Here is a 15,609-nt window from a genome sequence, read left to right as displayed (position 1 = left end):
TAAATAATGGAACAACTTTTACTACTTATATTTTTACCGCTTGTAGGTGCAATTATTACAGCATTTACTGGTAAGTCGGCTAAAATCGTTTCTACCGTTTTTTCGGTGGCTTCTTTGTTGTTGGCTTTGGTTGTCGCCGGTAATTTCATTCCAGATGCAAGTACCCAGTTTGAGGTTAACCTGCCATGGATTGCTGATTTGGGTATTAATTTTAACGCAGGTATTGATGGCATTAGCCTTTTGGTGGTATTGCTTACTAATTTACTGGTACCAATTATCATTTTATCAAGCTACAATCATGAGTATAAAAATCCGGCTGCATTTTATGCGCTGATCTTATTCATGCAAACAGGCTTATTATTGGTGTTTACCGCATTGGATGCTTTCTTGTTCTATATCGGATGGGAGGCAGCATTAATTCCAATCTACTTTATCTGTGCTATTTGGGGTGGAAAAGACCGCATCCGGATCAACATGAAGTTTTTTGTGTATACCATTGCAGGTTCGTTGTTTATGTTGATGGGGATTATTTACCTATATCTTCAAAACCCAGCGCACAATTTTAACATTCAGGCTTTTTATGCTTTAAACTTAGATAGTGCCCAGCAAGGATGGATTTTCTGGGCGTTTTTTATTGCTTTTGCTATTAAGATGCCGATTTTTCCTTTCCATACCTGGCAGCCTGATACCTATACTGCAGCACCTGCACAAGGAACCATGTTATTATCGGGTATTATGCTAAAAATGGGTATCTATGGAGTAATTAGGTGGTTATTGCCAATCGTTCCTAATGGAGTTCATGATTGGGGTCAGTTGGCTATAGTTTTATCAATTATTGGTATTGTTTATGCTTCGCTGATTGCTTTTACCCAGAAGGATGCTAAACGTTTGGTTGCCTATTCGTCTATCGCTCACGTTGGATTAATATCAGCAGGTATCTTCGCTTTTAACCAGCAAGGTATGCAAGGCGCAATGGTACAGATGTTGAGCCATGGTATTAATGTAGTGGGTTTGTTCTTTGCTTTGGATATTATCTTCTCTCGCGTTAAAACCAATAAAATTGAAGAATTAGGTGGCATTGCAAAAGTAGCACCACAGTTGGCGCTTACTTTTCTGATCATTGTTTTGGGCACCGTGGCTTTACCAGGAACGAACGGATTTATTGGTGAGTTTTTATTACTAATGGGCGTTTATAACTACGGAATCTGGGCTGCAGCCATTGCCGGTTTAACCATTATCTTCGGAGCGGTTTACATGTTGCGCATGTACCAGAACGTCATGTTGGGCGAAACCAATAGCTTGACCATCACTTTCACGGATATAAATGGAACCGAAAAATTGGTTCTTTATACCATATGTGCATTAATTATTGTTTTGGGTGTATATCCGAAACCAGTTTTGCATTTAACAGAGGCATCTGTACAACATTTATTAGAACAGGTAAATCAAAAACTAAACACAGTAAATTAAGCAATGAATATTATTATAACCATTAGTATAACAGCTTTTATAGTGCTTTATGCAGGTTTGTTTAAAGCAACTAAAGCATTACTACCACTTACCGTTGTTGGCTTACTTACTGCATTGGGATTTACTTTTTCTGTATGGAATGGCAATGCTGTTCATTTCGGAATGATGCAGACAGATAATTTCGCACTGGCATTTTCAGGGATCTGTATTATTGGTACGCTTTTAATCTTTTTATTAACACAGAACTACTTCCACGCCAAAAGCGATAACATAGCGGAGTATTATACTTTGGTTCTTTTCGCGCTGGCGGGCATGATCATGATGGTGTCGTATAAAAATATGGCTATGTTATTTGTAGGCCTGGAAATCATGTCGGTGAGTTTGTATATTTTGGCGGGTATCCGTAAAAAGGATTTTGCCTCTAACGAAGCTTCATTAAAGTATTTCTTGATGGGGGCTTTCTCAACCGGTTTCCTGTTATTTGGAATCACCTTAATTTATGGAGCTACAGGTTCATTCGATTTAGATAAAATACAAGCTTATCTAGTAAATAATCAGGCAATTTCACCAATATTTTATCCTGGTGTTATCCTAATGATGATCGGTTTGAGCTTCAAGGTTGGAGCTGCTCCATTCCACTTTTGGACGCCAGATGTTTATGAAGGTGCTCCATCCTTAATCACCACTTTTATGAGTACGGTGGTTAAAACTGCAGGTTTTGCTGCATTCTTAAGGTTATTTGCTGATGCATTTGCGCCACTCCACGATTTTTGGGTTGCGCCATTAATGGTGATCGTTTGTTTAACCTTATTTATAGGTAATGTAACTGCACTGTTCCAAAAGAACTTCAAGCGTATGTTGGCATATTCAAGTATTTCCCATGCTGGTTATCTGTTGTTCTCGTTAATTGTACTCACCAAAAACTCTGGAAATAACGTACTGGTGTATGCAGCGGCCTATACTTTCGCATCAATTATTGCATTTGCGGTATTAATATTAGTAAAACAAAAAACAGGAAGCGATAACTTCGAAAGCTTTAATGGTCTGGCTAAACGTAATCCATTCGTTGCATTATGCTTAACCGTAGCGATGCTTTCGTTGGCTGGTATTCCACTTACAGCTGGCTTTATTGGGAAGTACCTGATGTTCCTGAATGTTATGACCGAATATAGAGCCCTGCTTGTTGCATTTGCAATTTTAAATGCACTGGTTGGTTTCTATTATTATTTTAGGGTAATTGTAGCCATATGGTTTAAAGATGGTGCAGAAACAGAACTTTCAACCCCCTCACAATATAAGGTGGTTTTGTTGGTTTCTGTTGTCATAACATTGGTATTGGGTATTTATCCTGCAATTATTTTAAACCTGATATAGGTATGCTGTTGTTTAATAATTATTTGTAGTTTTACGAATAATTGAATATGCACGATTTTTGGAGTAACCTGCATCAGCTACTTGATCCCGAGAAATTATTGAGGGAGGGAGGGTTCTATTTAGTCGTATTTGTTATCTATGCAGAAACTGGCCTGTTTTTTGGCTTTTTTCTTCCTGGTGATTATTTATTGTTTTTAGCAGGAATGTTTGTGGCAACAGGCAAGCTGGATGTAAACATTGCAGTACTCCTGGCTGGTTTATGTGTAGCAGCCATTTCCGGCAATTTTACAGGTTATTGGTTCGGACGTAAAACTGGTCCGGTATTGTATACCAGAAAAGACAGTTTCTTTTTTAAAAAGAGATATTTAAAAGCTGCAAAGGAGTATTATCAGAAACAAGGGGCATTTGCCTTAATAATGGGCAGATTTGTACCCATTGTTAGAACTTTTGCACCGATTTTTGCAGGGGTTGTAAAACTAGACTTTAAAAAATTTGCCTTATATAATGTCTTAGGTGGAGTACTTTGGATCTGTTCCTTAACTTTGCTTGGTTACTTTTTGGGCAGACGATTTGAAAAAGAAATAAACGATTATTTATTATATATTATTATTGGCTTTATCCTTATTACAACTATTCCATTATTAATTACCTTTGTAAAAAGTAAAGTAGTGAGTGGTACTGAAGAGGATAAAACAGATTTAAATTAAAAATGGCAAAAGACGATCATCACGCATGGCATAGCGTATCTCCTGGAGATAATGTTCCAGAAATTGTAAACGCAATTATTGAAATCCCTAAAGGCTCAAAAGCAAAATACGAAATAGATAAAGAATCTGGCTTAATTAAGTTAGACAGGGTCCTTTTTTCATCCGTAATGTATCCTGCAAACTATGGTTTTATTCCGCAAACTTATTGCGATGATAAAGATCCTTTAGATATTTTAGTACTTTGTTCAGTAGATGTTTATCCAATGACATTGATTGAAGCTAAAGTAGTTGGCGTAATGCACATGGTAGATAATGGTGAACAGGATGATAAAATCATCGCTGTAGCTGCTCACGATATGTCAGTAAACTATATCAATGATTTAGATGAGTTGCCTCCACATCAAATGAAAGAGATTGTTCGTTTCTTTCAGGATTATAAAGCATTAGAAGGTAAGAATGTAACTATCGAACATTTACTTGGTGTTCGCTATGCGCATAAAGTAATAAAAGAAAGCATAGAACTTTATAACACAACATTTAGAGAATTAGCATAATGGATTTACCCACGGTCTGTTTGTTTTTAAATTTAGAGCTTAGTGCAATCCTGCCTGCAAACGGAGTTTTGGCTGCAGTACAGGAAACTGATACCACAGCTGTTGGCTGGAGATTATTCCTTGCATTATTTTTGGTGTTACTTAATGGATTTTTTGTTGCAGCAGAGTTTGCGATTGTAAAAGTTAGGGCATCACAGATTGAAATTAAAGCAAAGACAGGCAGTCGGGTTGGCAAAATGGCCAAAGGGATTATTCATAATCTCGACGGATATTTAGCAGCCACACAGCTAGGCATAACGCTTGCATCACTTGGCTTAGGTTGGGTAGGTGAAGGCGTTATGCATACCATTTTCAAAAACCTCTTCGATAGTTTAGAATGGGGTTTAAGTGATGCTTCTATCCATACTGCATCAACAATTGTTGCCTTTTCGCTCATCACGATTATGCATATCGTATTTGGTGAATTGGCCCCAAAATCTTTCGCTATCCAAAGGCCTGTAGCTACAACACTTTTCGTTTCTATACCGCTTCAGTTATTTTATGTAGTATTTAAACCATTTATTTGGACACTTAATAGCCTTGCTGCCATCATCCTTAAACCATTTGGTATTGATACATCTGCCGGGCATGAGTCCATTCACAGTACCGAAGAATTACAGTATTTACTCGATCAGGGTAAAGAAAGTGGTGCATTGGATAATAATGAACATGAGCTGATTAAAAATGTATTTGATTTTAATGAGCGTGTGGTGAAGAATATCATGGTGCCTAGAACGAAAATATCGGGTATTGAACTCACTTCACCAAAAGAAGAAGTGATTGATACCATTATCAAGGAAGGATATTCGCGATTGCCGGTTTACGATGATATTATGGATAAAATTGTAGGAATTATCCATGCAAAAGATATTTTACCATTAGTTGCAGCAGGTAACCAGCACTGGACATTAAAAGATATTATCAGAAAACCATATTTTGTCACAGAAACTAAAAAAATTAACGATCTGATGAGCGAGCTGCAAAGTAATCGAATACAGATTGCTATTGTATTGGATGAGTTTGGTGGTACAGCTGGTATGGTTACCCTGGAAGATATTGTAGAAGAGCTTGTAGGTGAAATACAAGATGAATATGATGAAGAAAAACCGTTGGTTGAAAAGGTTTCTGATAATGAATTTATAGTAAATGCATTCGCTACCGTATATGATGTGAACGAATATCTGCCTCACGATTTACCGGAGGATGAAGACTTCGATACCGTTGGTGGATTGGTCTCACACGTTTTTGAACGTATTCCGGAGGTGGGTGAAAGCAATGAATCATATGGGTACCTGTTTACCATCTTAAAAAAGACAGAGCAAAATATCGAAACCATCAAATTAGAACTGGTAATCAATAAAGAAGATATGGTTGATAATCATTAATTTCAACGATGCACATTTTTTATACACCAGATATCACCCAAGATACTTACACACTTAACGAAGAAGAAAGTAAACACTGTGTTAGGGTGCTTAGGCTAACTATTGGGGCTGTTGTTAATTTAGTTGATGGTAGGGGAGGCTTCTACACTGCTGAAATTACCTCCGATAATCCGAAGAAAGTTTCTTTATCCGTTTTAAAAGTAGAAAAGGAATTTCATAAAAGAAACCATTATTTGCATATAGCTGTTGCGCCAACCAAAAATATCGACCGCATCGAGTGGTTCTTAGAAAAAGCTACAGAACTAGGTATTGATGAAATTACACCAATTATTACTGACAGATCGGAGCGGAGGGTGGTTAAAGAAGATCGCCTCAATAAGGTAATTACCTCTGCCGTAAAACAATCTATTAAAGCTTATCACCCCAAATTAAATGATGCCATTGCCTTTGAGGCTTTCTTAAAAGAACCCTTTGATGGCAATAAATTAATTGCGCATTGCATCGATAACGGAGAAAAACAATTTATATCCGAATTGGTCGTTCCACAACAAAAATATTTAATTCTTATTGGTCCTGAAGGTGATTTCACGCCAGATGAAGTTAATTTAGCTTTGAACAAAGGCTTTAAAGCATTAACTTTAGGTGATAACAGGTTACGCACAGAAACTGCGGCATTATCTGTTTGTTTTGAAATCAATTACCTTAACCGATAATCAGTTTGAAGTTTTCAATTTCCAGTTTTCAGTTTCCCAAATTCATGAGATTGGCTTTTAGCTTTGGTCTTTTAGCTTTTAGCGTTAATCTCACTGCTTTTATTCCACCAACCTATCGTATGGCTAAATTAAAGTATAATGGAGGTGGAGACTGGTACGCAGACAGAACGGCTCTACCCAATTTAATTGCTTACTGTAACGCCAATCTGAAAACCAACTTTTATCCTGAAGAAAGCATAGTTGAAGTAGGCTCAAAAGAAATTTTTAATTATCCGTTTATTTATATGACAGGACATGGAAATGTTGTTTTTGGCGACCAGGAAATTAAAAATTTACGGCAATACCTTACAGGTGGTGGCTTTCTTCATATAGATGATAACTACGGCTTAGATAAATTTATCAGGCCTCAAATGAAGAAGGTATTTCCTGAACTAAATTTTGTAGAATTGCCAGCCAACCACGCTATTTATAATCAAAAATTCAAATTTCCCGCAGGCTTGCCAAAAATCCATGAGCACGATAATAAACGTCCGCAGGGATTCGCTTTGATTTACAAGGGTAGGGTAGTTTGTTATTATACCTATGAGTGCGATCTTGGGAATGGCTGGGAAGACTTTGGTACTTACCCTGAAGATACACAGGAAACGAGAACAAAAGCGTTAAAAATGGGCGCAAATTTGGTGCAGTATGCTTTAACACAATAAGCCATGTATAAGGTAAAAGTAAACAATCAGTTTTTATTCGAAATTGACAATAAAGATTCAGCTTTTTTGGTAAATGGAGAGCAAGTTCATTTCAATCTAAGTAAGATTGGACATGACAATACACATGTGCTCTATAAAAACAGGTCTTTCAATACGGAACTTGTTGATATAAATAAGGTTGAAAAAACATGTAAAATAAAGGTAAATGGAAATATTTATCAGATCAGTATTGAAGATCAGTTTGATGTTTTATTAAAGCAACTCGGTCTGGATAATTTGACTACCAATAAAGTCTCTGAAATTAAAGCGCCTATGCCTGGTTTAGTGCTAAAAATTTTGGTTGAAGAAAATGCCGAGGTGAAAAAAGGCGATAATCTTTTGATACTGGAGGCGATGAAAATGGAAAATATCTTAAAATCATCAACAGATGGCGTGGTTAAAAAGATCTTGATTAAACAGGGAGATAAAGTAGAGAAAAATCAGATCTTAGTTCAGTTTAAGTAGACAACTGGCAACTTTTCTCAAACTGGATTCATGATTGCCTTACAACATACGTTTTTATCACGTACCTATTAATTCCTGTCGTCACCCTGAATTTATTTCAGGATCTTTTAAAATATGTTATTTAGTTAGATTTTTCCACGCATGCACAGGCGGGCATTACGCAACGTAAGAAAAATCGGTAAGCTCCAGTCGAGATGACAATTCCCGACGAAACATAACGCATAAAAAAAGTCCCGGTTTTACCTCGGGACTTTTCTTTATTATCTACCTCTACTTACCCTGTAAGGTTTTTGTGGAGGATTTTTAAAACTTCTTTTACCCGCAGTACTAATTTCAGGAGCACCAAGCATAGTCATGGCACAACGGAAACCGACTTCAGCCGATGATTCATCCTGTTGCATAAAGCGGCGGGTTGCTGGGTTTAACCAGTAAGCCATATCATTCCATGAACCACCCTTATACACTCTTGATTTATCGTTTACGAGTGTTACACCTTCTTCATTTAATAAAGTGTTTTGTCTATCACGATAACCTCTTTGATCGGCTTGATAAGTGGTAGATGCGGCAGGCGATTGTGGATCAGTTGATTTTGAAATCGAATCAGCACGTTTCGCTTGTGCCTGTTTTTCTGCCCAGGTTTGTTTTCTTCCAGCATAGGCGTTTTCTTTAATCGGATTACCATATTTATCCAATGCAATTTTTCCACTTTGCGGATCTGCTAATTTTTTATTGGTAAAATAGTTACCACGATAAGGGTTAAAGGCGTCCGCATCTGTAAATGTACCCGTTCTGTAAACATCATTTACCCATTCATTTACGTTTCCTGCCATATTATATAAACCGAAATCGTTTGGAGCGTATTGAATAACCGGAACAGTTAAATCTCCTTTATCGTTCAATGAACCACCAACACCCATATAATCTCCAGGAGCCCTTTTAAAGTTGGCCTGAATCATACCTCTGGTTTTCTTTTTGGCTGAACTAACACCTAAGCCATTCCAAGGATAAATTTTATTCTGGTTGATGTTCTCATATTCTGTGTTGCCAATCAAGCCCAAAGCAGCGTATTCCCACTCGGCTTCAGTTGGTAAGCGATATGGTTGCATAATTACACCATCTTCTAAGGTAGCTGTTCTTCTCGGCTGATTATTTCTACCGGTGCCTCCTGCCGTTCCTCCCGCTGTGGTTGTTGCGGCACCTGATTTAGTATTGTAATCAATAAATGCATTTTTACCTTTATCGTCATACTGGCCATTTAAATAGGCATCTGTATTAAAAGGTTTATCTGGTTTAGGCGTAACGGCAGCAGTGGTTGCAGTAGTTTTACCTTTTCCATTCCCTGCAAGCGTTTTGTAATCAGTCAAAATTCCTTTTTCACGTAAAATAAACTCATTTGCTCTTGAAGTTCTCCACTCACAATAACGAGAAGCCTGTTCCCAGGAAACACCTACTACAGGGTAATCACGGTAAGCCGGATGTCTTAAATAGTTGTCTACATAAGGTTCATTATAAGATAATGCCTGGCGCCAAACCAAAGTATCTGGAAGCTCATTGTAATAATATTCCTGATCTTCAGGATAATTGTATCTGATCCAGTGTAAGTATTCTAACCAATCGGTATTTGATACCTCGGTCTCATCCATGTAAAAAGAGGGTACAGTTACCTGTCTTTTGTAATTATAAATGTTGGGTTCAACGCCTGGTATTTCGATGGCACTGCCACCAACAACTAAAACCCCACCCTCAATTGGAATTAAACCTGGCCCTGGTGCCCTTTTATACTGAGTAGCTACCGAAAAAGCACCAGATTGGTTGTTTTTGCTTTTTCTATTTGCATAAGGAATGCCTGTTTTGCTCGAACTCGCACTTTTTGAGCTACAACTCGAAAGGATGGCAGCTAATGACAAACAAGTAAAAGAATATAGTATTAGTTTTTTCATATGAAGCGACTGGATATAGCCTGGTGGCCTTTCAACTGATAAAATTAAACAAATTTTAAATGAATATATAAATAATACGGCAATAAATATTTAGTATATTTTTGAATGATAACTCATTATTTTTTTGATATGGCTTCTTTTTCCTTTTAAACGAAACTATTGCTAAATAATTATAAATAAGCGATATAAAGTTATTTATTTGAAAATTTTATTGGCTTTCTTACTCGATTGTAGTTTAGTTTTGTAATGTTTATCATATTATATTTTAATTAATAATCAAATCTCAATTATGATACACGATTGAAATGCATTATAATAAACATCTTAAATATACTTATGTTTAAATATATATTAAGATTAGTCACATTTGATTTTTAACTTTCTAAAGATGAATCTGGTTTGCCACAAGATTTATCGATAATAAATGAATTCATTATTTTTGCTAAACGCCTATTAGTTTTATACTTAGAATTTATGCACGACCAGCCCTATGTAAAAATCGTATGTTTAATTAGTAAATAATCTGAGAATTCGTATTTTGGTGAAATATAAGCTTTGGTTTTACGTTACTGATGTATTCTCCAGTGATTAGTAAATACCAAATCTAAAATTACGTACCTTTAAAAGGATGAATTTCAAGTACATCAGTAAACTTGCTTTTTCTGCACTCTCAATGGCATTGGTGTTTGGTGAAACAAATGCCCAGGTAACCATAGGTAATACCCAAACAAACGGTAGCGAAGCAAACAACATTGTAACAGCAGTTCCATTTCTGCTCATTACACCCGATGCCCGTGCTGGTGCAATGGGTAATGCCGGTGTGGCCGTGGCAGGTGATGTAAATTCATCCAGTATTAACGCTTCTAAACTTGCTTTTTTAGATAAACCTTACGGATTTTCCGTGTCTTATAGCCCATGGTTAAAGAGTTTGGTGCCAGATATTAATCTCGCTTATTTAAGCGGATTTTATAAGCTTGACGACCGCAACACTATTGGTGCAGCTTTAAGGTATTTTTCTTTGGGCTCCATCCAGCTTACCGATATTAACCAACAGGATCTTGGAATTGCCAATCCTAATGAACTTGCTTTTGACGTTTCTTTTGCGCGTAATTTTGGTAAAGAGTTTTCATTAGGTGCTTCATTAAGGTATATTTATTCGAATTTGGCTTCTGGTCAATTTTCTTCATCAGGGCAGGTCCGCGGCGGAAATGCTGTAGCCGTTGATGTTTCTGGTTTGTATAAAACAGCCACTACACTATTTGGCAGGGAGGCTGTGCTTTCTGCCGGTGCCAATATATCCAACATCGGAACAAAAATGAGCTATTCTGATGGTGGGGAGAATTTCTTCTTACCTACTAATTTTAAAATCGGGGGCGCATCCACATTTACTGTTGATGATTTTAGCACTTTCACTTTTGCGCTTGATTTTAACAAATTATTGGTGCCAACACAGCCTATATATGATTCCAACAACAACATTGTAAGCGGAAAAAATCCAAACCGTTCGGTACCTGCCGGAATTTTTGGTTCATTTAGCGATGCGCCCGGAGGTTTTAGCGAAGAGTTGAAAGAGGTAGGAATTTCAACAGGTTTAGAATATTGGTACAATCAACAGTTTGCGGTTCGGGCAGGTTATAACTATCAAAGCCCGATGAAAGGTGATAGCCGGTATTTTACCTTAGGGCTTGGTTTAAAATACAATGTTTTTAACATCGATTTCTCTTATTTAATTGCAAATGCACAGACTAGTCCGCTTGCAAATACCTTACGTTTTGGTCTATTGTTTAACTTTGGCGAAAATAAAGCAAAAGTTAAATAAGATTAAAGCAAATAAACATGAAAATTAGAGTAGGTTTCGGATTTGATGTACATCAGTTAAAAGATCAACATCCTTTTGTTGTTGGCGGTGTTACCTTAGATCATTATAGAGGGGCTTTTGGGCATTCAGACGCTGATGTTTTACTTCATGCCATTTGTGATGCACTTTTAGGTGCAGCTAACCTTCGTGATATCGGTTTCCATTTTAAGAATACAGATAATAGGTGGAAAGGCATCAGTAGTTTGATTCTGTTGAAAGAAACAGTGAAATTACTGGCTGAAAAAGGCTGGCGAATCGGAAATATTGATGCCATGCTTTGTTTAGAAGCACCTAAAATTAATCCCCATATTCCCGCCATGCAACAAAACATAGCTGATGCAACTGGAATTTCTACCGAAGATATTTCTATTAAGGCAACAACCAATGAACAGATGGGTTTTATTGGTAGAGAAGAAGGCGTTGTCTCTTATGCCGTTTGCTTAATCGAAAAATAAAAGATTTTTTCTAACTGAATCAAAGAAGTCAAGTTTTTTATAGCACACTGGCTATTAACTTGACTTCTTTTGAAATTCTATTACGCTACCTGTTCCTTCACATTCCCCGTTCTTTTTATCGTTCCCCAGGTTTCCAGTTCACCTTTAATCGCTTTCCTGAACGAACGGAATAAGACTATATACATTAATTGTCTCCAGAAAAAGCGCTGAGGGAAAATGTAAAGTAAATTGGTATACTTTTCTTTCTCCATCCTAAAAGCAATTGCCGCAAAAATCATATCTACGAAGATGAAAATGATGTAATAGAAGAGTACCTGCCCAAAACCATTATGTAAGCTTAAAATTCCTGAAAATCCGGTTAGTGTTAAATTATTAATAGCGCTTAATGAAAAGAGGCCGCTAATTAATGAAATAAGCATAAAAAGATCGGCAAGAGGCGAAAATAATGGTAAAATAATCTGGTAGATCAAGATATTGGGCATTCCAACCATCCCAAAATAACCATATTTCTTGTTTAGCAATGTTTTCCGGTTTTTCCAGAAACTTTGCATCACGCCAAAACTCCAGCGGAAACGTTGTTTGAGCAGCATATTTACGGTTTCTGGTGCTTCGGTATAGGCAATCGCGCTATCACAGTTTTTTACCTGATAACCAGCCCTTAAAATGCGCATGGTTAAATCACAATCTTCGGCAAGGGTATCTATAGTAAAACCTCCAATTTCAAGAATCACCTTTTTTCTAAAGGCACCTATTGCTCCTGGTACCACAGTAATCGTATTTAATAAATCGAAAGCCCTTCTATCCATATTTTGAGCGGTGATATATTCTATCGATTGCCATCTGGTGATGATGTTGTTGGTGTTTCCAACTTTCACGGTTCCCGCTATCGCTGCTATCTTATCGCTATAGAAATAGCGCATCAGTTCGGTTACCGCATTGTTTTTTAATTGGGTATCAGCATCTATACAAACAACAAATTCGGCAGTTGCTTTTGAAATACCATAATTTAATGCAGATGCTTTGCCACCATTTTCTTTACGGAAAACTTTTACCTGAGGATGATTTCCAAAATGTTCGTTAACGATTTGAAAGGTTTTATCTTTTGAGCCGTCATCAACAAAAATCAATTCAAAATCAGGATAAGTGGTTTTTAAAAGACTATTGATGGTTTGAACTGCAGTAATTTCTTCATTGTAAGCCGGAATGATAATACTCACTTTTTCTGAAGGATGCTGTACTAATTTATTCACGTTGCGTTTTGCTCTTTTACGCTGTCTGATGGCCAAATAGGCAATAAATATGGTCCTTAAGATCGCAAGTACGATGGCAACAGAAAATATGATGTTTAAAATGATGTTGCCGTAGTAAAAGAAATTGATAAAAAAGTAATCGCCAGAACCTGAAAAGCCACTATTTGCTGTTGATTTTACAGCGGGCATGAGCTCTGATCTTTTTTTGCCCATCAAATCGCCCACAGTGGTAAAGGTATAACCTTTGTCTTTAAAGAATTTTATAATCCGGGGTAGGGCTGCAACGGTAGCTTCACGGTTTCCGCCAGCATCGTGCAGTAAAAGGATATTGCCATTATCTTGTTGTTTTACCACCTCATTAAAAATCTGATCGGCAGTTTTGCCCGGCTCCCAATCTTCGGGATCGATATATTCTCCAATGTTGATGTAATTCTCTTTACGGCTTTGTGCAACAGGTAAAATTTCGGAAATGTTTTGTGGCTCTGCATCGGCATTAAATGGCGCACGGAACAAAATGGTACTGTGTCCTGTAACGGCTTCGATTAACCTTCTGGTTGCATTCAGCTCAAATTTTACCCTTTTAGAACCAATTGCCGACATATCAGGATGGAAAAAGGTATGGTTTCCAATTTCGTAGCCATCATTATATTCCTGTCTTAACAACTCCATATTTTTCTCGGCCATAACGCCAACCACAAAGAAACAGCCAGGTACTTTTTCCCGTTTCAAAATGTCCAGGACCTGTGGTGTATAAACAGGATCGGGGCCATCATCAAAAGTTAAAGCAATTTTTTTATCGGCTTCTCCAAACCTCTTAATCACATATTGCTCCGGAAGCCTGGTATACTTTTGATCGGCAATGGAAAAATCTTCTTTATTTAAGGTGAATTTTACGCTGCCTGGTTTGGGAGTAGAAATGAGGTCTAGTATTTCGCCATCACCTAAATAAGAGATGCCTCCCATATTTAATGAGGCAATTTTGCGTAAATCGAATGGTTTTTTCTTTAATGTATCCAAACTGAGGTCATTAGAAATAAATGACCACAAACGTTTGTCTTCAGACCCTAAACGCCACAAGGCTACTCCTGCGACATCCCAATCATCAGCTTTGCGAATTAAATTAAAATAGGTAGCTGCATCAGTAAAATAGACTTTGTGTTCAATTCCGCTGCCATCATTGTAAATATAATTTAAATTGGCAGAAGCGGGATCGTAGTTTATCTTGCTTTTATAAGTAACAGCTCTTGTCATCGCCTGCTCGTATGTAACAGGTTCTCCAACACTATTTTTTGGCCAATCGTAACCATAACAAGCCAAAGCCAGGATTACTTTGTCGGCATCAACTTTGTTGCAGATATCATCAAGCTTTTCCTCAACCCATTCCTGGTGTGAAATATCGCCGGCATTACTTAGTTCAGTATGCTGATCGTAAGCCATTAGTATTAGATAATCGTTGTACTTTTGAAGAATTTCTGGCTGATAATCGTCATTTTCAGGCGAAATATCTTGTGATACGATTAGTTTTTCGGCATGGAACTGTGTATACAGATTTTTCATGAAAGCGTTAAAACTATCGCTATTTTTAAGGTTGAGTTCTTCAAAATCTATGTTGATTCCACGATAGCCATATTTTTTTGTTATCGCTATGAGGTCATAGATCAGTTTTTGCTGAGCAGGCTGATCAGTTAACAATCTTCTTACTGCTGTACCATCCCAATGATCTTGATTATAATTTGAAACTACCGCAAGAGCTGATTTTTTACCGGCATGTATCACCTTTAAGGCTGCAGTATCAACTTTGTTTACAATAGAATCACCATTTATGAAAAACGATTCTGTCGCCACCATATCCAAGTGGCTGATGTTACGTTTTAAATCCGATATTGACGATTCTTTGCTTGCAGCCCAGCTCACATAGAAAGCCATGTTAATGCGCTTATTGTTGCCATGACGGGTTAAAATACGGCGTTCACGGTCTTTTTTGATCTTTTGTAACTTTGACTTTTCGATTGTAAAATCTTTATACCGCTGCGATTTTTTTAACTTCTCTAACTGTTTTTGTGTTAAAGGTGTATTGGTATTGATAAAAGGCAAATTAGGTGACTGTACCGAAGACAGTGTATAAACTACACAAATGATCGCGATAATGAAGACCACAAAAAACGTACGGCTTACCCAGGTAAATGCATGCCATCGTGTTTTAGTCTCAGTTTGAAATATTTGTTTTCCGGACATTTTCTTTTCTGATTGATGACTCAAATGTCACTAACGAATATGAAGATTGGATGAATGATTTTAAGGGAAGCGCCGTAATTTTAGATCGTTAGTTCTGCTCTACGATACTAATTTAATAGTCTATTGAAATTTTAAAAAAGAACCTACCACCCTGACTTATAGCGCAGCGAAAGCTCCAGAGTAAACCGAGCCTTAAGCGAGCTAAACGAAGGTAGCTCATCGCTCGTGCTAAGTATAAGAGGCCAGTGTTTATCAAAAAAGTAATTATGTCAAGTTTCCGGGTTTTGGAAATGAAAGGACAGTGTTCCATCGGGGTATGTACTCCTGCTGTTCGTTGTAGCCCTCATTCCTGCAGGGCGGAGGAACGATGCCCGAAGCGTACAAGCGGAACACAGGAACTGCGTTATTTTCTTGCAGAGTC

At 37.3% G+C, this 15,609-nt stretch carries 12 protein-coding genes; 10 read left to right on the top strand and 2 right to left on the bottom strand.

Going from position 1 to position 15,609, the window contains the following annotated elements; all coding sequences use genetic code 11:
* Positions 1 to 6: 6 nt before the first annotated feature.
* From PGN18_RS02205 to PGN18_RS02170, 8 genes are read left to right on the top strand one after another with little or no spacing between them, the layout of a single operon-like run.
* Positions 7 to 1,470, top strand: a complete 1,464-nt coding sequence (locus PGN18_RS02205; protein WP_335317735.1) for a complex I subunit 4 family protein — start codon at positions 7 to 9, stop codon at positions 1,468 to 1,470.
* 3 nt (positions 1,471 to 1,473) lie between these two features.
* A complete protein-coding gene (locus PGN18_RS02200; RefSeq protein WP_335317734.1) occupies positions 1,474 to 2,844 on the top strand; it encodes an NADH-quinone oxidoreductase subunit N in 1,371 nt (456 codons plus the stop codon).
* Positions 2,845 to 2,891: 47 nt separating this feature from the next.
* Entirely contained in the window at positions 2,892 to 3,551 is a 660-nt protein-coding gene (locus tag PGN18_RS02195) for a DedA family protein (protein ID WP_335317733.1), read from the top strand.
* A 2-nt stretch (positions 3,552 to 3,553) separates the two neighbouring features.
* Positions 3,554 to 4,105 carry an inorganic diphosphatase gene (locus PGN18_RS02190; RefSeq protein ID WP_335317732.1) on the top strand — a complete coding sequence of 184 codons (552 nt, stop codon included), beginning with the start codon at positions 3,554 to 3,556 and terminating at the stop codon, positions 4,103 to 4,105.
* On the top strand, positions 4,105 to 5,529 hold the full coding sequence (locus PGN18_RS02185; RefSeq protein ID WP_335317731.1) for a hemolysin family protein: 1,425 nt from the start codon (positions 4,105 to 4,107) through the stop codon (positions 5,527 to 5,529). Before PGN18_RS02190 ends, PGN18_RS02185 begins: the two co-directional genes overlap by 1 nt.
* Positions 5,530 to 5,537: 8 nt before the next feature.
* Positions 5,538 to 6,242, top strand: coding sequence for a 16S rRNA (uracil(1498)-N(3))-methyltransferase (locus PGN18_RS02180; protein WP_335317730.1), 705 nt, complete (start codon positions 5,538 to 5,540; stop codon positions 6,240 to 6,242).
* Between the two features lie 44 nt (positions 6,243 to 6,286).
* Positions 6,287 to 6,946 carry a DUF4159 domain-containing protein gene (locus PGN18_RS02175; protein ID WP_335317799.1) on the top strand — a complete coding sequence of 220 codons (660 nt, stop codon included), beginning with the start codon at positions 6,287 to 6,289 and terminating at the stop codon, positions 6,944 to 6,946.
* Positions 6,947 to 6,949: 3 nt separating this feature from the next.
* Positions 6,950 to 7,450 carry an acetyl-CoA carboxylase biotin carboxyl carrier protein subunit gene (locus PGN18_RS02170; protein WP_335317729.1) on the top strand — a complete coding sequence of 167 codons (501 nt, stop codon included), beginning with the start codon at positions 6,950 to 6,952 and terminating at the stop codon, positions 7,448 to 7,450.
* Positions 7,451 to 7,710: 260 nt separating this feature from the next.
* On the opposite strand, the gene PGN18_RS02165 is transcribed toward PGN18_RS02170, so the two are convergent.
* Entirely contained in the window at positions 7,711 to 9,390 is a 1,680-nt protein-coding gene (locus PGN18_RS02165) for an SUMF1/EgtB/PvdO family nonheme iron enzyme (RefSeq protein WP_335317728.1), read from the bottom strand.
* Between the two features lie 628 nt (positions 9,391 to 10,018).
* On the opposite strand from PGN18_RS02165, the gene porV reads away from it, so the two are divergent.
* Positions 10,019 to 11,209 (top strand): type IX secretion system outer membrane channel protein PorV, encoded by a 1,191-nt coding sequence (porV, locus tag PGN18_RS02160; protein WP_335317727.1) that lies wholly within the window; start codon positions 10,019 to 10,021, stop codon positions 11,207 to 11,209.
* 17 nt (positions 11,210 to 11,226) lie between these two features.
* Entirely contained in the window at positions 11,227 to 11,703 is a 477-nt protein-coding gene (gene ispF / locus PGN18_RS02155; RefSeq protein ID WP_335317726.1) for a 2-C-methyl-D-erythritol 2,4-cyclodiphosphate synthase, read from the top strand.
* 80 nt (positions 11,704 to 11,783) lie between these two features.
* On the opposite strand, the gene PGN18_RS02150 is transcribed toward ispF, so the two are convergent.
* Entirely contained in the window at positions 11,784 to 15,188 is a 3,405-nt protein-coding gene (locus PGN18_RS02150) for a glycosyltransferase (protein ID WP_335317725.1), read from the bottom strand.
* Between the last annotated feature and the right edge of the window lie 421 nt (positions 15,189 to 15,609).

It is taken from the genome of Pedobacter terrae, from assembly GCF_036946585.1.
GTDB classification, from domain to species: Bacteria; Bacteroidota; Bacteroidia; order Sphingobacteriales; family Sphingobacteriaceae; genus Pedobacter; species Pedobacter terrae_C.
The sequence above is the reverse complement of the archived record's forward strand: the minus strand, read 5'-3'. Positions and strand labels throughout refer to the sequence as shown.